This is a genomic window from Bifidobacterium tibiigranuli (genome assembly GCF_009371885.1).
Classification (GTDB): Bacteria; Actinomycetota; Actinomycetes; order Actinomycetales; family Bifidobacteriaceae; genus Bifidobacterium; species Bifidobacterium tibiigranuli.
In genome coordinates, this window is sequence record NZ_QLZA01000006.1 from 142,649 (window position 1) to 168,279 (window position 25,631).

The window sequence follows — 25,631 nt, forward strand, 5'->3', positions numbered from 1 at the left end:
CGAGGACTCCGTTTATGATGGCATCGTTTGGGGCTGCACAGTTTTGGGCTGCACTGTTTTTGAGGGCACTGTCTTTGCGGACATTGCCCTCGCGGACACTGTTTTCCCTCTCATTACGATTCTCGGTCATAACACTTCGCCCAGCTGCTGGCCAAATTCGACGAAATCTCCTACCGCCGCCTGACTGCGCAGCACCCCGGCACGAGAAGCAGCAACCTGTGTCTCCATCTTCATGGCTTCGATGACGACGACAGGATCGTCTTTGTTCACGCTCGCGCCATCCTCAACAAGCCAGCGGACCACTGTGCCGGCAAGCAGGGAGACTACTGCATGGTCTGATTGGCTGCTCTGCGCCGCATCGCTTGCCTGCCCGCCAGCCGATGCTGTAAGCGTGCCTGACTGTGTACTATTCGGTCGGGCACCTAGCTGCGCAGGCAGACCAAGTTCGACGCGCCTGCCATCGAGTTCAATCCAGGTTCGTGTCACAGCTTCGCTGCCTGCGCGCATCCCTGCAGTCCCGCCATCAAGCGACTCGGGATCCGTGCGCGGCAGGAACACCTCTTCGATCCATCGGGTGTAGATTCCCAAGCGCCCGTCGTCAGCGACGAAATCAGGCTCGTTCAGCACGGCCTTGTCGAATGGCACGACCGTGGGCACGCCTTCGATGCGCAGCTCGTCGAGCGCGTGCCGCAACCGTCTGATGCATTCCGCGCGGGTATCGGCGTGGACGATGAGCTTGGCCAGCATCGAATCAAACTGGTCGGGCACGCTCGAACCGGCCGCGATGCCGGTATCGAAACGCACGCCGGGTCCGCTCGGCGAGCGCAGCACGCTAATGACGCCGGGGAACGGTACAAAGCCTCGGGCGGGGTCCTCCGCGTTGATGCGGCATTCGATTGCATGCCCGCGTTGTTCCGGTCGCAATCTGGCGAGCGACCCGCCTTCGGCGATGTGCAGCTGCTCGCGAACCAGATCAATGCCGCTGACCAGTTCGGTGACCGGATGCTCGACCTGAATGCGTGTGTTCACCTCCATGAAGGACATCGTCCCGTCGTCGGCGACGAGGAATTCCACCGTACCGGCGCCCACGTAGCCAACTTGCGAGCAGATCGCCACGGCGGCATCTTCGAGGCGCGTGGTTGTTTCGTCATCTAAGAATGGCGCAGGAGCTTCCTCGATAAGCTTCTGGTTGCGCCGCTGCAGCGAGCAGTCCCTTGTGCCGACGGCAATTACCTTACCGGAGGAGTCGCCAAGCACCTGCACCTCCACATGTCGTGGCCGGTCCAGGAAACGCTCGATGAAGCAGTCGCCATTGCCAAAGGCGAGTTCGGCTTCATGAGTCGCTGTCGCAAACGCCTCGCGCACCTCATCGAGCCGGCGCACGACTTTAAGTCCGCGACCGCCGCCGCCATGCACGGCCTTGATCGCCAGCGGCAGCCCGTATTCCTTGGCGAAAGCCACGACTTCGGTAGGGTCCTGCACCGGCGCCGTGGTGCCGGGAGCCATAGGCGCTCCGACCTCGGCGGCGATAGCGCGGGCCTGCACCTTGTCGCCCAACGCGCGAATCGCGTCAGGGCTCGGGCCTATCCATATCATGCCGGCATCGATTACCGCCTGCGCGAAATCGGCGTTCTCCGACAGGAAGCCGTAGCCCGGATGCACCGCGTCGGCCTTGGCGGCGCGGGCGGCGCGCATGATCGCGTCGATGCCCAGGTAGGTCTGCTGCATGCTGCGGCCGTGCAGGGCGTAGGCCTCGTCGGCCAGATTGACGAATAGTGCATCCGCATCATCATCGGCGTATACGGCAATCGCCGTGCGACCGTCGTCATGACAGGCGTGGATGATACGCACGGCTATCTCCCCGCGATTGGCTATCAGAATCCGCTGCATTCCCTTATCCCCTTTGCATTCGTAAGGCGTGTTCGTTGCGCGCAGAGTCATAGCTGATGTCATGCTTCTCGCTATCGTTCTCGCCATAGTTCTTGTCATTCACCACTTGCGCTGTTTCGGCCGGCGCATCACTATAAACCGTACGAAACCGCACCAAAGCACCTGTTGGCAGCTGGCCTGCGAGCGCCAGCGACTCCGGGTCAAGCACGGCAATCACCGGGTAGCCGCCGGTCACCGGATGGTCGCGCAGAAATAGCACCGGCTGACCATTACTGGGAACCTCGATAGCCCCGGTCACCGTGCCTTCGCTGTTCAGCTCCCTTGCCACGACCCGTTCCAACGGCCGAGCGGCACTCAGCCGCAGACCGACGCGGTCAGAGCGCGGCGTCACCGTCCAGCTCTGACCAATCAGATCATCGATGGCCTGCGTGGTGAACCAGTCGTCGCGTGGCCCAAGCACCACTGTCAGCTCGGTGAGGGAACCGCGTACCGGCAGCCGCGACCAGTCGACGGCGTGCCCAGTCACTGTATGGGGCCCGTCGGCACAGGCCAGGAAGTCACCAGCGCAAAGCGGTGCAGGGCCGATATGTGACATTGTGTCGCCTGAAGCGCTGCCGATCACCTCATCAGCCACGAAGCCACCTTGCACAGCGAGATAGTCGCGCAAGCCGTCGTACAGCACCCCGAGTTCCACCGTGTCACCATCATTCAAGAGGAATGCCTCCTGACGCGCTATGCCAGTGTAGGAGCCGTCCTTCCCATGGACGGCAATCGGTGCCTGAGCGCCAGCAAGAGCGACCACCACTTCCCCTACGGCGGTGAAGCGTGCCCCGCCACCGGTGATTTCGATTGCCGGTGTGCCAGCAGGATTGCCCGCGAGGATATTGGACCGATGCAACGAGGCCGGGTCGGCTGCGCCGGAGGCTGTCACGCCCATATTCGCAGCTATGCGGCCGTCATCCTCGAATATGGCGAAAGCACCTGGTCTATCTACGTGCAGACCGCGTGCCTGTATCGGCGCTGGCGCTGACTTAGACGGCTTAGCCGCAAACCCAGGCGACTGTCGAGTCTGTTGCTCGGCAACACTGCCGTTGACGGCACTGATGTGCTCATGGGATACGCAGAATCGGACGCTGTCTCCCGGCTGTATCAGCGCTGGCGGGTCATGCTGCTCGTCCCACATCAGGGCTGGCGTGAAGCCGATCAGCTGCCAGCCGCCTGAACTTGCACGCGGGTAGACGCCGCTGTACGCTCCGGCGAGACCGACGGAACCCGCCGGTACGCGCAGCCGTGGTTCTTGGCGGCGTGGCACGTTGAACAATGGATCGTCGCCTGTCAAATACGCAAACCCCGGCGCGAAGCCGACAAAAGCCGCCGTCCACGAACATGCCACATGTCGCTCAATCAGCTGCTGCGAGGAAATGCCCAGCATGGCTGCGACTGCGTCCGAATCCTCGCCATCGTAAATAACCGGAACCTCGATAGTGCGGCTCACACGAGTCGCCCGCGACTCCTTGCTGCGAAGATCGCGAATTGCACATTCGATCGATCTGCGCGAGACTTCCAGCGGATCGAAACGCACAAGCAGCGTGCACGCGGCCGGCACGATTTCGATAAGCTGCGACAAGCTGGAATCTCCGTTGCGCTGTTGTTGGACGATAGCATCGAACAGACTCATCGCATCATGCGCGTCCCTGTCGTCAAGTTCTACGAGCAGCGCCGAAGTGCCGACGTTCAGGAAACGCATGGTTGCCCGCTACTTGTAAACGATGCCACGGTGATGCCATCCGATTCCAAGCGGCTACGCACCGCCCGTGCCATGTCCACGGCGCTGGGACTGTCGCCGTGCACACAGATGGAGTCGGCGTCGATACGAATCATCGTCCCGTCGACGGCTTCGATAGTGCCAGTTAATACAAGCGTTGCGATGCGATCAGCTACCTCGTCTACGTCATGGATGACTGCGCCAGGCTGCGAGCGCGGGACCAGTCGACCGTCGGGCATGTAGGCGCGGTCGGCGAAGGCCTCGCTAAAGACGTGCAGCCCAGCATCGACGGCGATACGACCAACGACCGAGCCAGGCAACGTGAGCAATCCCAGTGACGAATCGACGGCCGCGATGGCATCAACGACGGCGCGAGCCTGCGTTTCGTCCACAGCGATGCGGTTGTAGAGTGCCCCATGCGGCTTGACATACGACACGCTGGTTCCCACACTTGCGGCGATGCCTGCGAGCGCCGCGATCTGGTAGATGATGTCGGCCTTGAGATCTTCCGGCTGCTCGTCAAGGAAGCGCCGCCCGAACCCGGAAAGGTCACGGTAAGCCACATGGGCGCCGATACACACATGGTTGGCAGCAGCCTGAGACGCTGTGCGTAGGATTCCTGCGGGGTCGCCCGCATGAAATCCGCAGGCGATGTTCGCACTGGTCACCACATCAAGCAAGGCCTTGTCATCGCCCAGCGTCCAACGGCCGAAGCTCTCCCCCATATCGCTATTCAAATCAATGCTGTTAAGAGCACTGCTGTTGTTATCGCTGTATGCTAGGCGCTCTGAGCCGAAAACAGCCCCGCTCTCGTCATTATTCACTTGGTTTTCCCCTTTCACAAGCATTGCTGCACACGATGCTCATTCGCTCTGACTATCCGGAGCATGTGTCTGTGTCGTGTACTTACTACGCCATGTACTGGCGGTCGGGAACGTCGGTGATGAACATATATCCCGGCGCATGGGTGATGGCAAAGGGCGGACGTGAAGCCATGACCGCAGCCTGCGGGGTGACGCCGCACGCCCAGAACATGGGGATGTCGCCCTGTTCAAGAACGGGCGCGTCGCCGTAATCGGGATGGGCGATATCGTCAATGCCAATGCCCGCAGGGTCGCCCACCCATACCGGGGCCCCGTGGACGCCCGGATAACGGCCGGATATGCGCGATGCCTCGGCTACTTGGCTGGGCTGGATGCCGCGCATCGAGACGACCATGGTGGAGCTGAACCGTCCCGCGTCCGCACAGCGAATCGAGGTGTCGTACATCGGCACATTGGAGCCAGCAAGGATATGGCGTACCGGTATGCCAGCATCCATCAGCGGGAATTCGAAGGTGAAGCTGCATCCGATCAGGAAGGTGACCAGATCGCTATGTTCGCCCCAAACATCGCGGATATCATCACAAGTGCCGGCCAGCTCGCCGTCGCGCCATATACGATAGCGCCCGATATCCGTGCGAATGTCGGCTCCCGGAGCAATTTTTGGCTCATATGATCCCGGGTCGAGCACCTCCAAAATCGGGCAAGGCTTCGGATTGCGCTGGGCGAACAGCAGAAAATCAAAGGCGTATTCCTTCGGCAGACTGATCATATTCGCCTGGGCATATCCCCGTGCGATGCCGCAGGTCGGGCATGCTTCCCCATTCCTAAAAGCACGCCGTGCCTGAGCGGGTGAAGCGGAAGCGTCGAGCAAAATGTGTTCCATACGAATTATCTGTCCTTCGAGTCGAGAATTCATGCGCAAGCGACAGGCGGTCCCTTCTGCGTCGCGCTACACTTCACGGTAAGCACGAAAGATTAAACACGGATTACCATTATCGAAACATGTGTTAACTGTGTCGTGCGGCAGCAGTCCTGTAGCTCTCCCGCTACAGATGCTATATCTCGACTGTGCCGGTTACGCGTCGACACACGCCAAGGAGCGCACCGGTAATGTCAATGCGTTACCTTATGTGTGAATCTGAAGGAGAAGGAGCGTCATGAACTCGATCATTCTGGGTGTGGGCGGCAGTGGCCTATTCGCGCCAGCAGGTACCTCACCGAAGGATTTCGGCGAGGACCTGGTGCGCATCGTCGACCCGTATTACCGTTGCGTATCGCCCTTCGACCTGAGCGTGCTGCGCGGCGACGGCGTGTTCGAGGCGACCACGGTGTGGCACGGCTACCCGATTTCCTTGGAGAACCATCTCAAGCGGATGTCGAATTCGGCGCGGCTGATGGACATGCCCCAGCCGAATCATCAGGCGTTCATCGCGGCAATCAACGAAGTCATCGCGCAGTACGACGACCCTGAGCCGGCTCCCCTGCTGCGCATCCTCGTGTCGCGCGGCATGGACCCTGACACCGGCATCGGCAAAACGGACTACGGCACGCCCAGCGTGTGGATGTTCCTGGACGGACGCGGCACGTTGCACGATACCGCACCGATTACCCTGACTTCCCTCAACCGAGGGTATGCCAGCGATATCACCGCCCGCGCGCCGTGGCTGCTCAACGGCGCGAAGACCCTGAGCTACGCGGTCAATCAGGCGATGCACCGCGAATGCCGGCGGCGCGGCGTCGATGACGCGGTGACCTATACCGCCGACGGCTTCACGCTCGAATGCCCGAATTCGTCGGTCGTGGCGCAGTACGGCGACGGCCTCATCACCCCCGACCCGCGCATTGGTATTTTGAACGGCACCTCGCAGCGCGAGATGTTCGCCTGGGCGCGGCAGGAAGGCTTGGATATCAAGTATGCCAAGCTGCCCATCGACCAGCTGCGCGAGGCCGACCGGCTGTTCATCACGCACGGTGGCTGGGTCATCCCCGTATCCGCGCTTGACGGGCGCACCTACGACGTCGACGAAGCCCAGATCGCCGGCATCAACGACGCCATCCACTCCGGCCGCACCCACGACGACGCGCTGTCGATCGGGCCGCTGGGAGCCTACGAGGAGTAGATCGAGAGCCACGCGCCGAAGCCGCAAATCAGGCAGCGTTGCCAAAAGCCTGAAGAGCCATTCAGGCCACGTTGCCGTAGACCTGGGTTTGCAGGTCCTTACGGGCGGTTTCCATCGTGGTGATGTCGCCCAGCAGCGTGATTTTCTCCTTGCCGTCAGGCAGCTGTGACATCTTGCGCTTGGCGGCGCCGATGCGGCGCATGAAGCCCATATCGAGCAGCCGCGCCAAAAGCTCGGAGGCGTAGCGCTGCTCGGCTGGGCTGGGCGCGCGCAGCTGCACAGGCGCGGCCTGACCGTTCTGCATATTCTGGCCGTTCTGGGCCGATGAATTCGCTGTCGAATTGGAGCTGTCGCGCGGATTGGGCGGCAACGGCAGCGGCATGACGGCCAGCTCGTTGATGACCTGTTCGAGCAGCGGCCCGCCGGCTTTGGTGAGGTTGTGAATCCACAATCCCTGCGGCGTGTCATCGCTTGGCAAACCGCCTGCGGCAGCCACCGCCTGGAAGAGCGAACGGAACACCGAGGTCATGAAGTTCGACAGGCTCAATTGTGCGAACCACGCGCGGTCGATGGCGCGCGGCACCTGAATAAGCGTAGCCATGAACTGCTGCTCGCAGATGAACACGGCGTCATCGATACGATAGTAGGTCTGCTCATTGGCATCGCGGCGCTCGAGCGCCTTGCGCCGGGCCGGATTCGCATACGGATCCTCGCCGCGCTCCCCACGCTCGCCCCGACCCGCAAAACCGCCGGAAGCGCCTGAGCCGCCCATGCCGCTGCCCGAAGCCGCCCCACCGAAGCGCCGTTTCGGCGCATAGGCATCGTCGTCTCGCACGTTGAGCTGCCGACGTGCGGCGTTGACTTCACGGCGCATGATGTCGAGGTCCACGCCGATGCGACGCGTCGCCTTGCGCGTGTAAATGTCCAGCAGCGAGCGGTCGCGTATCTGCGCAATCAGCGGGGCCGCAGCCTTCACCGCGCCCATCTGACCGGTCGTATATGACGTGTCGAAGCGCGCGATAGCGGCCTCAATCACGAAATCATACAGCGGCTTCGCATGCTCGATGAGCGAGCTCACCGCCTCGTTGCCCTGCTCCAGGCGCAGATCGCAGGGATCGAGATTGCCGTCGGCGACCGCCACGAAGGTCTGCGAGAGGAATGCGGAATCAAGCGCGAAGGCGTGCAGCGCCGCCTTCTGCCCCGCCGCGTCGCCGTCGAAGGTGAATACGATGCGCGAGCTGAGCGACTGCCCTTCCACATTGAGCGGCCCGATGAGCTGCACGGCCCCAAGCGAATCGTCGGAAATGAGCCGACGCACGATTTTGGCGTGCTCCGCGCCGAAGGCGGTGCCGCAGGTCGCCACGGCGGTGTCGATGCCGGCCAAATGGCAGGCCATCACATCCGTGTAGCCTTCGACGATAACCGCCTGGCGCTTCTTCACGATGGCGGATTTGGCCAGGTCGATGCCGTAGAGCACCTGCGTTTTGCGGTAGAGCTGCGTGTCCGGGGTGTTGATGTATTTCGCGCCGATCGTATCGTCGTCGTAGAGCTTTCGCGCGCCGAAGCCCAGCGTGCGCCCGGTGGAGTCGCGGATGGGCCAGGTCGCCCGCCCGCGGAAGTAGTCGTAGACGCCGCGCTGGCCTTGGCGCGCAAGCCCGGCGTCCAGCATCTCCTGCTGGGTGAAGCCCTTGGCGGCCAAGTAGCGCACGAGATTGTCCCAGCCCTGCGGCGCATATCCGCAGCCGAAGCGCTCGCAGTCGGCCTGGCTGAAGTTGCGCCCGCCGAGCAGCTTGCGGGCCGCGAGCGCCTCCTTGCTCATGATCTGCGAGACGAAGAAGCGCTGCGCCTCCTCGTTCGCATCCAGCAGCCGCGTGCGCTTCGAGCCGGAGTGCTCCTCGCGGCCCGACCCGGCTTCGTAATGCAGCTCGATATGGTATTTGTCGGCCAGCAGCTCCACGGCCTCGCGAAAGTCGATGTTCTCCTGCTGCTCGACGTAGCCGAACACGTCGCCGCCCAGACCACAGCCGAAGCAATGCCAGACGCCCAGTGACGGCCGCACCGAGAAGCTTGGCGTCTTCTCGTCATGGAAGGGGCACAGCCCTACGTAGGTGCCGGTTCCCGAAGGCTTGAGCGTCACGGACGCAGACACGATGTCGTACAGGTCCGCCGCAGCGCGCACCTTCTCCACATCTTCCTTCAGAATCATTCCAGCCATAGCGCCCTACAATACCCCACCCCAGTGAAGCGGGCGGCTCGCCGGAACTCGCAACCGAAACGCGCCTAGCACAGGATGGAATGCATCGCCAGCGCCGAGCCGTCGGTGAGATTGGCGACCTGATCGACGGCCACGCGCAGGCGCTCGTCGTCATTACTGGCCTCGTTCCAGTCCTGCAGGAACACGGCTTCCAGCGCGTCGCTGGGCCGTGGGGAGTCAGCCATGAGCACATCGACCAGATCTTCGACAATGGCCTGCTCCTGCTGGTGCATGGGCTCGCGCTCGCGCGGCTCCATCACGAAGTAGACGGCGATGCCTTTGAGGATCACGATTTCGTACTCGGTCTGTTCAGGGATGACGACCGAGGCACTGTACCGCGTCAGCGGGCCGTCGCCGTAGCGCTCGCGCGTGGCGGCTTCCACCGACCCGGCAAAGCGGCCGATTAGGGCGCTCGTGATGTTCTTGAGCTGCGCCAAGGCCCCGCGCGAACCGTTGAAATGCGTGGGGAACATATGCTCGCCTTGCAGCCGTTGCAAGGCCGCGAGCAGCTTGTCGGCATCCCATTTCGCGCCATACCAGGCCCGCGCGTCCTCGATGAGCGCGTCGATGATGCGCGCGTCGGCCAGCGCCATCGGGTTGAAGGCCCCCGTCGCGATTGCGTCCTCGACGTCATGCACGCTGTAGGCGATATCGTCGCTCAGGTCCATCACCTGGCATTCCATCGGTTTCGTGGCCTTCGGCGCACCCTGTTTGAGCCAGTTGAACACGTCGACGTCGTCGGGGTACACGCAGTACTTGGCACTACGCTCGCCCTTGGGGTGCTGCGCGGCCTCGGCCAGCGTCCACGGGTATTTCACGGCGGCATCCAGCGAGGCGCGGGTCAGATTGACGCCGGCCGAGCGGCCGTCGGCGTGGAAGACCTTGGGCTCCAAGCGCGTAAGCAGTCGCAGGGTTTGCGCGTTGCCCTCGAAGCCGCCGATATCAGCGGCGATGGCGGCCAGCGCCTTCTCGCCGTTGTGTCCGAAGGGCGGGTGGCCGAGGTCATGCGCCAGGCAGGCGCAGTCCACCACGTCGGGGTCGCAGCCGAGCATCATGCCGATCTGCCGGCCGATCTGCGCCACCTCGAGCGTATGAGTAAGCCGGGTTCGGGCGAAATCGTCTGTTCCAGCCACCAGAATCTGGCTTTTCGCGCCGAGCCGGCGCAATGCGGAGGAATGAATCAGGCGTGCCCGATCGCGTTCAAAAGCGGTACGAGAGCGCGATTTCGGCGGTTCGACCGCCCACCGCTCTTCATCGAAGGCATCGTAGCCCTCATCGCCCAGCACCTGCTCGCCATCTCGCGTTGTTCCCATAGCACCAGCATAGGGCCACACCCCGCGTTTGGGGAGAGCATGGGACTTTCGCCGCGTTTACGGCTCACACTTTTTGACCGGCCTTGAAAAAGTGCGAGTCAAATGAACAATGGAAATGTTAGTTTCCCGCACTGCAAATGGCGTAGCTTCAACGTTTGTCACCCGAAATAAACGCACATGAAATGTGCGTTCTGCTCACACTTTTTCGAGGCCGGTCAAAAAAGTGCGAGCCTTACAACCAATCCCTACAGCACACTCGCGGGGTCGAGCTTGGCAAGGTCATCGGCACCCAGCACCTCGTTCGCATGCAGGTAGAGCCGCGGGATGCGGTTGCGCAGGCAGGTGAAAATCTCGTAGCTGATGGTGTCGGCGGCGCGCGCCCAGTCGTCAGCCGTCGGCTCGGCGAATTCCTCGCCACGCCCGGGGCCGAAGAGCTTGACCGTATCGCCTTCGTGGATGCCAAGATGCGCGGCCGAACCATGCAGATCAAGAATGAACTGGTCCATGCACACGCGCCCCGAAACGTGCATGAGCTCCGGTCCTGCGGCAGTCATGACGCGCACGGGGCCTCCGGGCTTGACGGCATGCTTGGCTCCGCGCTCGTCGAATCCCGAGGCCGAGCGGTGAATGCCATCCGCGTAGCCCAGCGGCACGATGGCGGTGCTTGTCTCGCCTTCGGTGATATAGGTGCGGCCGTAGGAGATGCCGTGCCCATCCTCCACATCCTTGACGGTGCCCAGCTGGGCCTGCAGGGTCATGGCGGGCGTCAATGCGTAATCCTGCGGCGTGCCCATCGCCGGGTCGGCTTCGTAGCCGTACAGCCCGATGCCGGGCCGGGTCAATTCGAAATGAATCTCGGGGCGTGTCAACGTGGCGGCGGTGTTCGCCAGATGCCGGATCTCCGGTTCGATGCCGGCGGCGCGCATACGGCGCTCAAAATCATGGAAATGCTCGATCTGACGGTCGGTGGAGTCCACGAATTCGGGGACGTCCGGCGCATCAGCCACGGCGAGATGGCTCCACAGCCCGACGATATGTAACGCACCTTCCTTGGCCAATGGGACGAGTTTGCGCAAAGACGTGTCAAAGCCCTGCTCGGTGAAACCGTTGCGCCCAAAGCCCGTATCCACCTTGATATGCACGCGAGCGGGGCGGCCCAACTGCCGAGCCGCATCAGCCAGCGCATCGATGCCGGCCAGCGAGCCGAGCGAGATATCGATGTCGTTGGCGATAAGCTCGTCAAACGGCACCGCCAAGCCGTTGTAGACCCAGGTGAGAATATGGCAGCGATCCAGCCCGATGCCGGCCTTGCGCAGGGCCAGCGCCTCATGCGATTGCGCCGCGCCCAGCCATGTGGCACCTCCTGCCAGCGCCGCGAGCGCCGCAGGAACCAGCCCATGCCCGTAAGCGTCGGCCTTGACCACGCCCATCACCGCCGTGCCGGATTTCGGCCCGCCCACCACCTCGACCAAGTGGCGCATATTGTCGCGCAGCGCGGCCAGATCGATAATCGCCTGGCCGGGGTATTGCCGCAGCGCGGCTTCGTAATTCGCTATGCCTTGGGGCGAGGAGAAGGGCCATGGTTCGCATGCATTCGCAGTCATGGCTTCATTGTGACTCGCATCATTGACGACGATGCCACAAACCGCCCAATTCGGCCCATGAAGCAACGATCCGTGTTCCCGCCACCGCCCGCGCCCTACTACTCGTGCCGCTGATAGGCGATGCGCGTCTTATCGGTGTCGCGGTCGAGCAGGGCGATAAGGCCGCACCGGACGAAGCCGCTGCGTTCGAAAACATGCTGCATGGCTTTGTTGTTGGGGTGCGTGTCGGCGCGCACGTTGCCGTAGTGCTCCGCTGCCCAGTCGATGCAGTCGTAGGCCACATGCCCCGCCTGCCCCGAGGAGGCGATGCGGTGGATGGTCACATAGGGGTCGTCGTCGAGCCAGCTGCCGTCGATATCGCGGTAGGTCGGGTCCTCGCCTGGGCATAGGGCGAATTGGGCCAGAATGCGCTCGCCGTCGCCTTCGGCACCGTCATCAATTCCGTCATCGATTCCGTCATCAATCAGCAGCATCGTGCGGCCTTCGGCGATATCGGCGCGAACAGTGCTTTCGCGCGGGAAGGAATCACCCCACTGAGTCGGATTGCCATTCGCCGCCATTATCGCGCGAGCGTACGCATAGATGCGCTGGATGCGCTCGTAATCGCGCATAGTCGCATGACGGAACCGACGAGAGGACGCAATACTGCCCATACAACCACAACCACCTTGAGCCAAACAGAACAATGGAAAGAATCGGCCGCTAGGCTATCACGCCACCCTCCCAGCATGCTGTCACAAGGGTGTTTAGGCCTGTTCCCCAACGGGTATTGGCCCCAGAGATCCCAGAGCTCCGTTTTCAGCATGTTATCGCCAGCTATCTCACTTATGTGAGGCGCTATGGGCGTGCTGCGGAGGTCTTTCTGCGTTATGTGAGGCGCTATTTCTTAGAGGGCCGAGTATCAGAACCGCCGTTTTGGGCCATTGATACTTGGGGTGCCGTGGAATTAACGCCCCACATAACGCAGAAAGACCTCCGCGGGCTTGGAATAACGCCTCACATAAGCGAGATACGACTCAGCAGCAAGCCATTTCCTAGTGCAGGCTCCCATCGAGTCGACTAAATCACAATATTTTCAGATTCCAGCGCCCTCAGACCACGGCATATTCAAATATGGCACCCTTAGACCACGGTGCCCTCAAACAACCTTGCGCTCGAAGGCGTCGGAGCTGATGCCCTTGGCGAGGATGTCCTTGCACCATTCCTTGGCGGTGAACAGACTGTGGTCGCGGTAGTTGCCGCAGCTCTCGATCGTGGTGGCCGGCACATCGTCCCATGTGGCCTCGAAGGCGATGAATTCCAAGGATTCCTTGAGTGCCTTGGCTACGTCCACGGTGGAATGCTCGCCCCAGGTCAGCAGGTGGAATCCGGTGCGGCAGCCGAAGGGCGAGCAGTCGATGTAGCCCGGAATGCGCTCGCGCAGCAGCACGGCGATGGTGTGCTCGATGGTGTGCAGGCCGGCGGTCGGTATGGCGTTCTCGTTCGGCTGCACGAGGCGCAGGTCGTAGTTGGAGATCACGTCGCCATTCGGGCCGGTTTCGGTGTCGATGTAGCGCACGTAAGGCGCCTTCACCTTGGTGTGGTCGAGCTGGAAGCTTTCCGGCTGCGGCTTGGTGCCCTCCGTCTCGGCTGTTTTGGTTGCGGTATCCGTTGGCATGATTCCTCCGTTCGTGCATAAGCGACATTCGGCTCCCCGGCATATCCCGCACGGAGAATTCGTCACTATGAGCATCCTACGCCGTGCATGGTTTGGCGTGCAGCCAAGTTTTCGCTCAGCAAGGACAGCAAATGTTATGACTGGCTATATGTGGAAGTAATGCCGGACTTGATGTGTTTGCCCCGCGCAGTGTTCCGACCGCGCAACGTTCGAGCTGCGCGGTGTCATTTACGCAGCGTCCATCCGCGCAGCGCCATTTACGCAGTGCCATTTACGCAGTGCCATCTATGCAGTGCCATTTACTACTCCTCGAACGAGCGGATGGCTTCCATGAAGCGCTTGCCGTAGAGGTTGAGCTTGTTCTCCCCCACGCCGTTGACTGCGAGGAACTGCGCATTGGTCACCGGGCGAATGCGGGTCATATCGCGCAGAGTCTTGTCGGAGAAGACGATGTAGGGCGGCTTGCCGATTTCGCGTGCGATATCGCGGCGTAGAACCCGCAGCCGTTCGAACAGCGGCTCGTCGACTTCGGTATCCATGCCGGCATCCGAGCCAAGCGTCTGTCCGGACTGCTTCACCTGACCGGTTCGTCCGCCAACCGCAGCAGGCCGTTCGACGCGCTTGATTTCATAATGAAAATCGCTACTGGCCGTCGCTGCGGCTCGCGGTCCGAAATGCACGACGGGCAGCCGCCCTTCGGACACGGTCAGGAAGCCGTCGGTGGTCATCTGATTGAGCACATCGCGCACGCGGGCCTGCGGCACCTGCTCGAGCACCCCATAACTCGGGCAGGAGTCGAGGTGACGAGCGAGCAGATCTTGGGTTTTCGAGCCTCGCAGCACGGCCACGATCTTGCCCATGCCGAAGCTCTGATTGAGGTCATGCACACATCGGCTGATTGAGCGCGCGATGTCGGTGACGTCAATGGTGGCGAAGGTGCTCAGGCAGTTGGCGCAATTGCCGCAACCGTTTGGTTTGGCTGGTGCCGGGTCGTTGCTCGTTTGGTTGTCAGCAGCGGCATGCGATGATTCGTCTTGGGGAGGCGCGGATTGCGCCGCATCGGGATCGGCGAAATACCGCGTCATATAGGCGTGCAGGCATTCGGTCGTGCGGCAGTAGCCGATCATCGCATCAAGCAGCCGGCGATGGCTCAGCCGCACGACTTCGCGCTCGTCTTCGCTCATGCGGTCGTTTTGCGAATCCATGTCGAGCAGGCGGCGGCGCGTGACGATATCGCTATCGTTCCATAGCAGTGTGCAGCGGCTCGGTTCGCCGTCTCTCCCGGCGCGGCCAGCCTCCTGATAGTAGGCCTCGATGCTTTCGGGCATGTTGTGGTGGATGACGTAACGCACATTGGATTTGTCGATGCCCATGCCGAACGCGTTTGTGGCCACGACGACTGGCGCGGCATCGGTGACGAAGGCGCGCTGGGCGTCATTGCGGTTCTGCGCCGACATGCCGCCGTGGTAGGCGACCGCTGGCACGCCGCGCTCGGACAGCAGCCCCGCGAGCGCCTCAGTCTCCTTGCGCGTGGCGCAGTAGACGATGCCGGACTCGTCGGCGTGGTCGATGACGTAGTTCGCGATCCAGACGTTCTTGGTGTTCGTCGGCATGCGCAGAATATCAAAGAACAAGTTCGGCCGGTCGAAGCCGGTCACCGTCACCTGCGGGTGCTGCAAATTCAGCAGCGCGACGATATCACGCCGCACATGCTGCGTGGCGGTCGCGGTGAACGCGGCCACGGTCGGACAGCTCGGCAAGGCTGCGATGAATTCGCCGATGCCCAGATACGACGAGCGGAAATCCTGGCCCCATTGCGAGACGCAATGCGCCTCATCCACAGTGATAAGCGAAATCGGCACTCGTGCCGCGAAGGAGCGCATCCGCTCGGTTTCCAGGCGTTCCGGCGCAACGTAAAGCAGCTTCACGTCGCCGCGCGCCGCCTGGGCGAGCACCATGCCCTGCTCGTCCATATCCTGCGTGGTGTTGATGTACGCCGCCGGAATGCCGAGGTCGTTCAGAGCATCGACCTGATCTCGCATCAGGGAAATGAGCGGCGAAATGACGATGGTCAGGTCAGGCAGCAGCGTAGCGGGAATCTGGTAGCAGATCGACTTGCCCGCGCCGGTAGGCATGACGCCCAGCACATCGCGCCCAGCGAGAATCGCATCGACAAGCCCCGCCTGCCCAGTACGGAACGAGTCGTAGCCGAAATACCGATGCAGCGCATCAAGCGCGGCCTGCTGCGATTGAGCGCTATACGGCTCGGCCTCGCGCGATTCAGCACGGGGCGATTCGATCTGCTGCGGCTCGGCTACAAGCGACTCAGTTGAATGCGACGGTGTCATGCCTTCGAGTCTATAGCCGCGTCCTTATTTCGCCACGAGCAGCCTTGTCGCATCAAGCACAAATCTCATGCGGATTGCAGGTTCCAGCAATCAGCAACTCTCAGCGTACGTTATTTGGCACGTTCACCAAGGACGTATTGGAAAACGTACGATGCCCATGCGTCAGCGTACGTTTTCCGACATCCGAAGCCTTTTCGATATGGAAAACGTACGCTGAGCGTGAGGCAGCGCAGTGTTCTGCTGAACTTATAGCGCTACTGCGCAATCGCCGCGAAGGCCTGATCGAGGTCGGCGATGAGATCGTCCACGCCTTCGATGCCGACCGACAGGCGCACCAGATTGTCGGACACTTCCAAGGTCGTGCCGGAAACCGAGGCGTGCGTCATGGCGGCAGGGTGCTCGACGAGCGATTCGACCCCGCCCAAGGACTCGGCGAGCGTGAAGATCTTCGTCGCGGCGGCAAAGGCGCGCGCGGCCTCTCCCCCGGCGGCGAGCTGGATGGAGATCATGCCACCGAAGCCGCCGTGCATCTGGCGCACCGCGATGTCGTGGCCCGGATGGCTTTCCAGACCCGGGTACCACACATGTTCCACCTCGCTGTGCTGCTCAAGCCACTGCGCGATGGCGAGCGCGTTCTTGCTGTGCTGCTTGACGCGCAGCTCAAGCGTCTTGAGTCCGCGAATCTCAAGCCATGCATCGAAGGGCGAAGGCACTGCGCCTGCCGCATTCTGCAGGAAGGTGACCTTCTCGGCCGTCTCGTCGTCGTCCACGAGCACCGCGCCGCCGACCACGTCGGAGTGGCCGCCGATGTACTTCGTGGTCGAATACACCACCACGTCGGCACCATCCTGCAGCGGGTGCTGCAGGACCGGCGAGGCGAAGGTGTTGTCGACCGCGACCTTGGTGCCGTGCGCATGTGCGAGCGCCGCCGTGGCCGCGATGTCGGTGATGCTCAGCAGCGGGTTGCTGGGCGTCTCGACCCACACGTAGGCGTACTGGCGCTGCGCCAGCGCCGCGCTGACCGCCGTGGGGTCGGTAATGTCGACGACGTCGAGCGTGATGCCCCACGGCACGAACACCTTGGACAGCAGCCGATAGGTGCCGCCGTAGACGTCGTTGCCGAGCAGGATCGCGTCGCCGGGCTTGAGCGTGGCACGCAGCAGCACATCGATGGCGGCCAGTCCGGAGGCGAAGGAAATCGCATGCTTCGCGCCCTCCACTGCCGCCAATTGCTCGTCGAAGGAGGTCCTTGTGGGGTTGACGGACCGGCTGTAGTCGTAGCCGCCGCGCAGGCCGCCGACCCCATCCTGCTTGAAGGTCGAGGTCATGTAGATTGGCGTGGAGACTGCGCCCGTCGTCGGGTCTGGCTCCTGGCCTGCGTGGATGGCGCGGGTGGAGAGGGCGGCGGATGCGGCGGTGGCGATGTTCTCGGTGGTCATTATGAATTGCTCCTTGTGATGGTTATGTTGGAACGCTTGTAAGTATTGGTAATTGCGGTTATTGGAACGATTAATTATGTAGGTTAAAAGTTTGCGTTGGAATCTATGAGTTCACAGACGATGCCTCCTTTGCACCGCCTGCAACACCCGCCGGCACGCGCGCCTCACCATCCGCACCGACCAACGGCTCGGGCGTGGTCGCCTCGACGACATCCGCGTAGCCGTGCGCCCGCATCCATTCGTCGTCGAAGATCTTGTCGAGGTAGCCACGGCCCGAATCGGGCAGCAGCACGACCACGAGGTCGTCTGCGGCGAGATGATGCTCGCGAGCGTACTGCACGGCCGCCGCGACCGCCATGCCGGAACTCCCGCCGACCAGCAGGCCCTCTTCGCGAGCCAGCCGCCGAGTCATCAGGAAGGCCTGCTCGTCGCTGATCTGCACGATGCTGTCAGGGATGGACTGGTCGAAAGCCTTGGGATAGAAGTCCTCGCCCACGCCTTCGATGTCATAGACATGCACGTTTGTGGGGTCGGAGTAGATCGAGCCTTCCGGGTCGGCACCGACGACTGTCACCGCACCGTCGGAGATCTCTTTGAGGTAGCGACCAGTGCCGGAAATCGTGCCGCCCGTGCCGATGCCAGCGACGAAATGGGTGACGTGATGCTCGCTGTCGCGCCAGATCTCGGGTCCGGTGGTCTCGTAATGGCTCAACGGGCCGTTCTCGTTGGAATACTGATTCGGCTTGAATGCGCCGGGGATCGTGCGCGCGAGCCGGTCGGAAACCTGATAGTACGATCGCGGATCCTGCGGCTCCACGTTCGTCGGGGTCACCACGACTTCGGCACCGTAGGCGCGCAGCACGGCCCGCTTGGATTCCGAGACCTTGTCGGGCAGGACGAATATGGTCCGGTATCCGCGCTGCTGGGCCACCAGCGCCAGCCCCACGCCGGTGTTGCCGCTGGTCGGCTCGACGATGACGCCGCCGGGCCCCAGCTGCCCGGAACGCTCCGCAGCCTCGATGATGCGCTGCGCGATGCGGTCCTTGCTCGACCCTCCGGGATTGAGGTATTCGACTTTCACCGCGATGGTCGCGTCGACGTCGCTTGCGATGCGATTCAGCCGCACCAGCGGCGTGTCGCCGATGAGTTCGGTCACCGAGAAGGCAATGCCAGCAGAGCGGGTGTCGTCAGAGTGCGCGGCTGAGACAGAGGTATCGGAAGAGTCGTCAGCAGGCTCATCAGCAACGGAATGGATAGTGAAATCGATTGTGGCAGGAATGGTCATCATCGTCTCGTTTTCCGCGATGCGCTTGGTGCTCATCGCTTGATATTTCAAGTCTTGCAGTCTTGGGGTTCTGTGCTGTCCGTGGCCCGCAGATGCGAGGGCGATGGACGGAGATTGTGCGATATCAGCATCGAGGGAAGACGATAGGCAAACGATATACGAGTCGAGACAATGACAAAAGTAGATGATATCAATAGCAGCACAACAACCAAAACAGTGCCGCAATTCCGCGGCAATGCCATGTGCAGTCGATTATGCTTCGCATGCCATAACCAGCGAATCGCAGCAATCTAAGCCGTGTCGTCCGCCGTTTGGATTCCAGCTCATGCCATTGCACAACCTCGGCACATGCAGCATATGGGCAAAACACTGCGAGTCTAATACCGCGGAATGTAAGTATTACGAATCCAAAACAACAGAATTCTCTATATCGCCGTACTCTACAATGTCAGCTATCTACAACACCGCGAAAACGCTCATTCGATGATTGTGATTCGTTCAAATTACGAACCATTAATCAAGAATCATGTGCTTCAATCCAGAAATGCTTCACTCTGGCAGGTATGTGACTTGAGTCATCGTCTCTTCAATTATGCATCGTTGCCCGTCCGCCTTCAGTGGCGTCGGTCAGAGACAACAACAACATAAGATATAACTCATGTCTCATACCATAGCACAGCCCCGCGCTCCCGCGTGTCTCCTAGATTCTACTGGGATTCCCCAGCGCCTTGGCCCAGCAGCCAATCCAAGGCATACACCTGTCGTATGCCTTCATGGAAGGAAGGCCGCTCATCATCAAGCGTGATCAGCGTTTTCGGATAATTGTCGCGCACCGTCTGCAGAGAAAACAGCCCATACTTCAACATAAATAAAATGTATTTTATTTATGTTGAAAAACGTCACAAGTTAAAAATACATTTTATTTTGTCTGCTCTGTATATAAGGCCAGCGCAACCTTTGCCACGACCCAGCACCAGTGGCAGTTGTTCCAGATTCTGGCTTAGGTACCTCAATTTGATGTGCTGGCCGATGCCGCGCCAGCCGACTCGGGCGACTCTGCTGCCTTGCGATCGGTGAAGATACCGATGATACTGGTCAGGCCTAGGACGATGCCTGCTACGGTGAACACTTTGCCGAAAGCGTGTGAGATCTCGTTGTTTTTGGTGTCGCTGATGGAATCGAACACGGCGCTCAGGGTTTTGCCCTGGTCAACTTTGCCGATGCCGCTGGTCAGTTTTCCAGTGCCCTCGGCAAGGGCTTGGCCGCCCCGTGCGGCAGTTTTGCTTCCTTCGGCGAGCGAACTACTGCCCTGCTGCGCAGACGCCAGGCCGGCTCCGAGCGTGCTGGAACCTTGTGCGAGCGTGGTGAGTCCCGCAGAAAGCGACGATGACGCCGATTGCAGTGCGCTTCCGGACTGGTTGAGCCTATCTAGACCATTGGAAAGCTGACCGATGCCGCCGTGCAGCTGGTCTCGGGCCTGAGCCGCGCCAGCGTCAAGGGTTTGGGCTCCCTGCGCGAGTGCCGCGATTCCTTGGGAAAACTTGCCGTCAGGCTGGAACTGGCTCGAAAGGCTGTCGGCTCCTTTGGACAGCTCCGCCGTGGCCGCGGTGATCGAGCTGCCAGCGGCAACGATGTTGCCCTGCCCAGAAGCCGATGCTTGCGATTGCAAGGCTTTGACGAAATCGGACTCATTCGTGACGCCGCTGCTGGTGCCGGCCGTGTACAGCGCGACAAGATTTGACAACATAGGAATCTGCTGCTCGCAGTTGCTCGCCACAGCTTTGGTCGCGGTTTTCGTGCACGAGGTTTGCAAGGCGGTGAGCTGGGCCGTATAGGCCTTGAGCAGCTGCGCAGAGTTCGGGTTGGCGCTGATCATGGTGTAATACATCGCCACCGAAGCGTTCGTGTATTCAGCCATGCGCTGCGAGAGCTGGGATGCTCCGGAGGCCAGAGCATCGGCTCCGTCTCGAATGGTGGTGCCTGACGCGCTGCCTGCTATCGCGTTCGAACCGTTCGAGGCGCCGCTCGTCGCACTGCTACCCGCAGCACCGTTCGTTGCGGAACCCGCGCTCATCTGCGCCAACAACTGCTGCGCGCCGGCGTCCAACGTCGAAGCGCCCGATGCCAGCGAATTCAACGCTTCGCCGGACTTCGCATTCAATGTCGCCGCTCCCAATGCCGCACTGGCCACGCCTGCTGTATATGCGTCGATGCCGCTGCTGAGTTTGGCCGAGCCGTCGGCCGCTTGATTGAGTTTGCCCGACAATGTCACCGAACCGGTTGCAAGTCCGGATATCCCATTCGCCAGCGTTGATGATCCTGCGGCGAGCTTGTCCTGCCCGCCAGCCAGTTTCGATGCCGATGACCCGAGAGCTTGGGAGCCGTGATACAACGTGCGCAGCGGAGCATCCTCCGGGGTCGGAGTAGATTGCAGCGCATTGATGCTGCCGGTCAGGTCTCGCTTGAGCTTGTCGGTTGATGAGGTCGCGCTCGCACCACCGCCAGAACCAGCGCCGGAATCCGTGCCATCCACCAACAGCGTGCGGATATCCTTCGACGCCACGCTTTTGACCGATGGCGCAAGACTGGATTGCGACACCGTCTGCAAGGCCGTGCTTTCAATAGCGCTATGCGCGGTGGTGATATTCGCATCGAGCAAGGTGACGAGAATCGCGATGCCAAGGCAGGTGCCGATCTGCCGCATCGAGTTGACAATGCCGGAGGCCATGCCGCTCTTCTCGATGGGAAGATGCTTAACGGCGGTGATAATCGACTGGGCGGAAAGACCAAGCCCGAAGCCGAACACGACCATATCCGCAATCATGACCGTTTTGGACGTATCCACGCCGATTCGCGCCATGAGGAAGCAGCCAAGGCTGAGCAGCAGCAGGCCGAGCAGATTGACTGCACGCGCGTCGCCGACCTTGCTGGCGACCACATTGCCCAGCGGCATGGCGATAACCACAGTAGCGGACATCCACATGGTGATGAGCGCGGCATGCAGCACCGTGTAGCCGAGCACGTTCTGCAGGAAGAAATTCAGAATCAGCGCCGGGCAGACTATGGCGAAGCCGCCGATGAAATACGAGATGGTCGAAGCAGTGAACGTGAGCTCACGGAACAGCGAGAACTCCATCATCGGAGCCGAAACATGCAGCTCAGTGACGATGAACGCAGCGAGGCAAATTGCCGAACCAGCGAACATCGTGATGATAGTGGCCGACCCCCAGCCGTAGTCCTTGCCCTTGAGCAGGGCGAAGGTGAGCAGGAACAGGGTCGCAGCCAGGAACGCCATGCCGAGCACGTCGACGCGTTTCGAGGCGGTGTCGTCATATGATTCGTCGACGCACAGTATGCACAGCACGACGGCGAGCAGCACGAACGGCACGTTCACGTAGAAGATGCTGCGCCAGCCGAACCACTGAATCAGCAGTCCGCCAATCGCCGGACCACCCGCAGCGGCTACGGCAGTCGTCGCGCCGACCACGCCGGAGATCGCCTGCATGCGCTTCATGCCGAACATGGCCAGGCCCATCGGCACGGCCAGCGGCAGCACGATAGCCCCGCCGATACTTTGCAGCGCCCGCATCGCGATAAGGAACGGCAGCGATCCTGCGGCACCGCATAACGCCGAGCCCGCGCCGAAAAGGACGAATCCGACGGTCAGCACTTTCTTGCGCCCGAACTGGTCCGCGATGCGGGCCATAGGGATGATGAGCACGCTGACGCCGAGCACATACACCGTGCTGATCCAGCTCGCGTCATTCAGCGTCGATCGGAAGGAATCCATGATGTCAGGCAGCGCAATGTTGGTGATGGTGGTGTCAAGCATCACCACGAACATCGCCAGACAAATCGCGATGAAACCGAAGACGCGCCGCATTCGGCCGCCTGTGCTGGACGCCGCACCCGTTTCTTCGTTGGCGGTGTGGCATTCCGCGCTGATTGACGTCGTTTTCGAAGCCGTCGCGCCTAACGCCGTCGTGTTTAACGGCATCGTGTCGACTATCGACCTGCTTTCAGCGCTGTTCTTGTTCGTCATCATGCTCCTCCTGTAGAGGCGTGCGGCATGCAGCCGCGTTTGCGTAGTTTCATATACTGCTATATATGAAACTGAATTCATATTTGTATATTAGCGATGGTTTTGCTGTTTGTAAAGTGAATATGAAACTTATTTCATATAATTGTGATTGGCCGAGCTGCGGGTACGATATTGCCCTAGATAGAAAAATAAGCGCTTCGAGCTGCGCCAACATAGGGAGGTTTTGCGATGCCGCACACCAAGATCCGCGTTCCCGTGCAGAAACGCTCGATCGAGAAGAAGCACCGCATCGTCAAGGCCGCGAGCACCGCCTTCGCGCAATCCGGCTACTTCCCCGTCACCATACCCCAGATCGCGAAGCGCGCAGGCATCTCGACCGGGACGGTGTATGCCTATTTCCACGACAAGCGCGACATTCTGCTCATATGCATGCAGCAGTTCCGCGATGAGCGGCTAGCTGACTTCACCGAAAAACTGCATCAACTGGAAACTACCAACGATCTGCGGCAGACCGTGCGCGACATTCTGGGCATCCTTGTGGACGCACACGACCAGTACAGCAGAAAATACCATGACGATCTCATGTCGCTCAAATACAGCGACGCCGAAATCGGAGCGTTCCTCGATTCCACCATCGCTGTGCTCACGGAAGCGATTCTCGACAAGCTCAAAGCCCACGGTTATGTCCTGCGGCATCCCAGAGAGCAATCGATGCTGGCGAGCATGCTGGTCGACGCCGTGCAGAATGAGCTGTCGTGGCCGCAGCTGCCCGAGGTGGATTACGACAGGGAAATCGTGATCGAGGATACCGCCGATATCATCCTCTCGATGGTGAAACGGGCAGATATGAAGCAAACAGAGATGAAACGAACAGACAGCGCCGAATAGACGAGATCACTTTCCTGACTCACTCAAACAGCCTGCGCAACAGGGTCTCACGCCGGTTCACGAACAGCTCGGTCACGCGGTAGCTGTCGGTATCCTCCCAATCGCAGGGCTGCAAGCCATGCTCGCCAAACTCAAGAATCCGCGCTCCGGGCAGCCCAAGCAGAATCGGGGAATGGGTGACGATGATGAACTGCGCTCCTTTGGCAGCGAGCTCGTGGATTTTGACTAGCAGGGCGAGCTGACGCTGCGGCGAAAGCGCGGCCTCGGGCTCGTCCATCAGGTACAGCCCAGCGCTATCGAATGCGTTGAAAAACGACAGGAAGCTTTCGCCGTGGGACTGCTCGTGCAGGTCGCGATTGCCGTAGTGCGCATCGTATTCGATGGCTTTCGTGGCGACGTTGAAGAAGCTTTCGGCACGCAGGAAATAGCTTGACTTGGTGCGCGCCCGGTCGCGCACCAAGGTCAGCGCGGACCCCAGCTGCGACACATCGTCGTAGGTCGAGAAACGGTAATTGAGCGTGCCGCCCTCCGGGTTGAAGCCGTAGGCCACAGCGATGGCCTCAAGCAGTGTGGATTTGCCGGTGCCGTTCTCGCCACAGAACATCGTCACCGGGGAATCGAAACGCAACTCATCGAGTGCCGCAAGCGCCGGAATACGGCGCAGGTACGAATCCGCGTCGACCTGCGACCAGTCGATCATGACGCCGCGCACGAAAGCCCGCGAAGCCCTATTCCCCATCAACGCGTCCTCGTGGTACATAACTGCCCACCTTACTCGCCAAGCATTCGTGGTCGTACTGGAATCGTCCGCTTCTCGTAGTGTCGTCACGTAAAACAGTCGGTTTGCGTGACAATACTACGAGGATCGCCACTACGCAGGGCATCTCGGAACACTCCGCAATTCACTGGAACGCGAAAAGAGAGTGGGCGCATGCGCCGCTCGTGCAGGGCATCGCTTAGGGTATTGACATGAGCATCATCGAAACACAGCCGGAGCGCACCGATCTGCCGCTTCTTTCGGTCCCCAATATCGTCGATTCCATGGTGGAGCCGTTCACCAGTACGCTGGATCTCCTACACGACATCGCGCGCGTGCGCATCTACACCGAGCCCACGTTGGACGAAGACACGCTGGTCGAGCGTATGGACGACGCGCAGGCCGTCATCGTCATCGGTTTCCATGTGAGCGATGCGATGCTGGACCGCGTCAGCGACCATGTCGAGTGCTTCGCGTTCGGCGGCACCGGCGTCGCCAGCTACATCAATCTCATCGCGACCCGCGAGCGCGGCATCCGGGTGTGCAATGTCGTGCATTACGGCAACGGTGCGGTGGCTGAGCACGCTGTCGCCCTCATCATGGAGCTGGCGCGGCGCACCGGGCGGATGGATGCTGCGATGCACATCGGCGGCTGGCATGGCGAGGACGGCATCTCGCTTGAGAACAAGACCATCGCACTGGTTGGATTCGGCGGCATCGGGCAGCATGTGGCCCGCATCGCGCGCGGATTCGGCATGCACATCCTTGTCTGGAATTCGCATCTCGATGCTCAGGCCGTACACGATCTGGAAGCCACGCCTGTGGACGATATGGGCGAGCTCTTTGAACGCGCCGACATCGTCAGCCTACACCTGCCGCTGCTGCCGGACACCGCCGGAGTGATCACGTCGGAGCAACTGGACCATTTGCAGCCCGGAACCATATTCGTCAACACGGCACGGGCCGAAGTCATCGAGCCGGGCGCATTGACGAGTCGTCTGCAGCGCGGCGACATCAGCGCAGGGCTGGACGTTTTCGACGTCGAGCCGCTGCCGGACGACGACCCGCTGCGCGCGCTGCCGAATGTGGTGCTCACCCCGCACGTCGCGTGGCGCGCCGAGGCGGCATATGAGAGCCTTACCAAGCAGGTCACGCAGTCGATTGCCGCGTACTTCACAGGCGAGTCCTTCAACGTCGCGAACTGAAGTCTGATTCAGGCTCCGTATGACTCGGAACATGCGTTCTGGGGCTCAGCATCGATTTACTCAGCAGATTTGGGAAAATTCCGTTACATTCCGCCATTTTCGTCTCAGCGCCAAAACGTGGAAATGGCGAAATGACGCCAAAAACCTTCGAGATATATTCGAGGTCTACTTTGCGAAGTGCCTAATAGACGAAAAAAGTGCTTAATACGTGATTCCAACAGGCTAATTCCACCAGACGCA

At 61.0% G+C, this 25,631-nt stretch carries 18 protein-coding genes; 3 read left to right on the forward strand and 15 right to left on the reverse strand.

From position 1 onward, the window contains the following. Positions 1-126: 126 nt before the first annotated feature. The 4 genes from DDF78_RS06605 to DDF78_RS06620 all read right to left on the reverse strand — a co-directional run bounded on the left by DDF78_RS06605 (position 127) and on the right by DDF78_RS06620 (position 5,362). Positions 127-1,890, reverse strand: coding sequence for an acetyl/propionyl/methylcrotonyl-CoA carboxylase subunit alpha (locus DDF78_RS06605; RefSeq protein WP_152580948.1), 1,764 nt, complete (start codon positions 1,888-1,890; stop codon positions 127-129). 4 nt (positions 1,891-1,894) lie between these two features. Further along, positions 1,895-3,637, reverse strand: a complete 1,743-nt coding sequence (pxpB, locus tag DDF78_RS06610; RefSeq protein WP_152580949.1) for a 5-oxoprolinase subunit PxpB — start codon at positions 3,635-3,637, stop codon at positions 1,895-1,897. Beyond that, entirely contained in the window at positions 3,625-4,398 is a 774-nt protein-coding gene (locus tag DDF78_RS06615) for a LamB/YcsF family protein (RefSeq protein ID WP_306452374.1), read from the reverse strand. Before DDF78_RS06615 ends, pxpB begins: the two co-directional genes overlap by 13 nt. A 166-nt stretch (positions 4,399-4,564) precedes the next feature. Further along, entirely contained in the window at positions 4,565-5,362 is a 798-nt protein-coding gene (locus DDF78_RS06620; protein ID WP_152580951.1) for a putative hydro-lyase, read from the reverse strand. Between the two features lie 274 nt (positions 5,363-5,636). Between DDF78_RS06620 and DDF78_RS06625 the strand changes: the two genes are divergently transcribed. Further along, complete coding sequence (locus tag DDF78_RS06625; protein ID WP_152580952.1) at positions 5,637-6,599, forward strand: aminodeoxychorismate lyase; 963 nt, start codon at positions 5,637-5,639, stop codon at positions 6,597-6,599. A gap of 61 nt (positions 6,600-6,660) precedes the next feature. On the opposite strand, the gene dnaG is transcribed toward DDF78_RS06625, so the two are convergent. The 10 genes from dnaG to DDF78_RS06670 all read right to left on the reverse strand — a co-directional run bounded on the left by dnaG (position 6,661) and on the right by DDF78_RS06670 (position 22,541). Beyond that, positions 6,661-8,814, reverse strand: coding sequence for a DNA primase (gene dnaG, locus DDF78_RS06630; RefSeq protein ID WP_152580953.1), 2,154 nt, complete (start codon positions 8,812-8,814; stop codon positions 6,661-6,663). A 65-nt stretch (positions 8,815-8,879) separates the two neighbouring features. Beyond that, complete coding sequence (locus DDF78_RS06635) at positions 8,880-10,166, reverse strand: deoxyguanosinetriphosphate triphosphohydrolase (RefSeq protein WP_152580954.1); 1,287 nt, start codon at positions 10,164-10,166, stop codon at positions 8,880-8,882. A gap of 245 nt (positions 10,167-10,411) precedes the next feature. Further along, the gene (gene alr / locus DDF78_RS06640) at positions 10,412-11,770 is read right to left on the reverse strand and encodes an alanine racemase (RefSeq protein ID WP_152580955.1); all 1,359 of its coding nucleotides are present in this window, start codon (positions 11,768-11,770) and stop codon (positions 10,412-10,414) included. A gap of 98 nt (positions 11,771-11,868) precedes the next feature. Next, positions 11,869-12,423 (reverse strand): GNAT family N-acetyltransferase, encoded by a 555-nt coding sequence (locus DDF78_RS06645; protein WP_152580956.1) that lies wholly within the window; start codon positions 12,421-12,423, stop codon positions 11,869-11,871. Positions 12,424-12,908: 485 nt separating this feature from the next. Further along, complete coding sequence (locus tag DDF78_RS06650; protein WP_152580957.1) at positions 12,909-13,427, reverse strand: S-ribosylhomocysteine lyase; 519 nt, start codon at positions 13,425-13,427, stop codon at positions 12,909-12,911. Between the two features lie 302 nt (positions 13,428-13,729). Beyond that, entirely contained in the window at positions 13,730-15,775 is a 2,046-nt protein-coding gene (locus tag DDF78_RS06655; protein WP_152580958.1) for a RecQ family ATP-dependent DNA helicase, read from the reverse strand. 254 nt (positions 15,776-16,029) lie between these two features. Continuing rightward, on the reverse strand, positions 16,030-17,214 hold the full coding sequence (locus DDF78_RS06660) for a cystathionine gamma-synthase (RefSeq protein WP_152580959.1): 1,185 nt from the start codon (positions 17,212-17,214) through the stop codon (positions 16,030-16,032). A 103-nt stretch (positions 17,215-17,317) separates the two neighbouring features. After that, positions 17,318-18,550 (reverse strand): pyridoxal-phosphate dependent enzyme, encoded by a 1,233-nt coding sequence (locus DDF78_RS06665; protein WP_237564588.1) that lies wholly within the window; start codon positions 18,548-18,550, stop codon positions 17,318-17,320. Positions 18,551-19,206: 656 nt separating this feature from the next. Continuing rightward, positions 19,207-19,365 (reverse strand): hypothetical protein, encoded by a 159-nt coding sequence (locus tag DDF78_RS11980; protein WP_154677514.1) that lies wholly within the window; start codon positions 19,363-19,365, stop codon positions 19,207-19,209. Between the two features lie 143 nt (positions 19,366-19,508). Continuing rightward, positions 19,509-22,541, reverse strand: a complete 3,033-nt coding sequence (locus DDF78_RS06670; RefSeq protein ID WP_162000929.1) for an MFS transporter — start codon at positions 22,539-22,541, stop codon at positions 19,509-19,511. A gap of 228 nt (positions 22,542-22,769) precedes the next feature. On the opposite strand from DDF78_RS06670, the gene DDF78_RS06675 reads away from it, so the two are divergent. Next, the gene (locus DDF78_RS06675) at positions 22,770-23,429 is read left to right on the forward strand and encodes a TetR/AcrR family transcriptional regulator (RefSeq protein ID WP_152580961.1); all 660 of its coding nucleotides are present in this window, start codon (positions 22,770-22,772) and stop codon (positions 23,427-23,429) included. A gap of 19 nt (positions 23,430-23,448) precedes the next feature. On the opposite strand, the gene DDF78_RS06680 is transcribed toward DDF78_RS06675, so the two are convergent. Next, entirely contained in the window at positions 23,449-24,189 is a 741-nt protein-coding gene (locus DDF78_RS06680) for an AAA family ATPase (RefSeq protein WP_237564589.1), read from the reverse strand. A gap of 209 nt (positions 24,190-24,398) precedes the next feature. Here DDF78_RS06680 and DDF78_RS06685 point away from each other — a divergent pair, with 209 nt between their 5' ends. After that, positions 24,399-25,391, forward strand: coding sequence for a D-2-hydroxyacid dehydrogenase family protein (locus DDF78_RS06685; RefSeq protein WP_152580962.1), 993 nt, complete (start codon positions 24,399-24,401; stop codon positions 25,389-25,391). Positions 25,392-25,631: the final 240 nt, after the last annotated feature.

Coding starts and splice junctions, on each gene's coding strand:
- DDF78_RS06605 (WP_152580948.1), bottom strand. CDS start 1,890: ATGCAGCGGATTCTGATAGCCAATCGCGGGGAGATAGCCGTGCGTATC.
- pxpB (WP_152580949.1), bottom strand. CDS start 3,637: ATGCGTTTCCTGAACGTCGGCACTTCGGCGCTGCTCGTAGAACTTGAC.
- DDF78_RS06620 (WP_152580951.1), bottom strand. CDS start 5,362: ATGGAACACATTTTGCTCGACGCTTCCGCTTCACCCGCTCAGGCACGG.
- DDF78_RS06625 (WP_152580952.1), top strand. CDS start 5,637: ATGAACTCGATCATTCTGGGTGTGGGCGGCAGTGGCCTATTCGCGCCA.
- dnaG (WP_152580953.1), bottom strand. CDS start 8,814: ATGGCTGGAATGATTCTGAAGGAAGATGTGGAGAAGGTGCGCGCTGCG.
- DDF78_RS06635 (WP_152580954.1), bottom strand. CDS start 10,166: ATGGGAACAACGCGAGATGGCGAGCAGGTGCTGGGCGATGAGGGCTAC.
- alr (WP_152580955.1), bottom strand. CDS start 11,770: ATGACTGCGAATGCATGCGAACCATGGCCCTTCTCCTCGCCCCAAGGC.
- DDF78_RS06645 (WP_152580956.1), bottom strand. CDS start 12,423: ATGGGCAGTATTGCGTCCTCTCGTCGGTTCCGTCATGCGACTATGCGC.
- DDF78_RS06650 (WP_152580957.1), bottom strand. CDS start 13,427: ATGCCAACGGATACCGCAACCAAAACAGCCGAGACGGAGGGCACCAAG.
- DDF78_RS06655 (WP_152580958.1), bottom strand. CDS start 15,775: ATGACACCGTCGCATTCAACTGAGTCGCTTGTAGCCGAGCCGCAGCAG.
- DDF78_RS06660 (WP_152580959.1), bottom strand. CDS start 17,214: ATGACCACCGAGAACATCGCCACCGCCGCATCCGCCGCCCTCTCCACC.
- DDF78_RS11980 (WP_154677514.1), bottom strand. CDS start 19,365: ATGTTGAAGTATGGGCTGTTTTCTCTGCAGACGGTGCGCGACAATTAT.
- DDF78_RS06670 (WP_162000929.1), bottom strand. CDS start 22,541: ATGACGAACAAGAACAGCGCTGAAAGCAGGTCGATAGTCGACACGATG.
- DDF78_RS06675 (WP_152580961.1), top strand. CDS start 22,770: ATGCCGCACACCAAGATCCGCGTTCCCGTGCAGAAACGCTCGATCGAG.
- DDF78_RS06680 (WP_237564589.1), bottom strand. CDS start 24,189: ATGTACCACGAGGACGCGTTGATGGGGAATAGGGCTTCGCGGGCTTTC.
- DDF78_RS06685 (WP_152580962.1), top strand. CDS start 24,399: ATGAGCATCATCGAAACACAGCCGGAGCGCACCGATCTGCCGCTTCTT.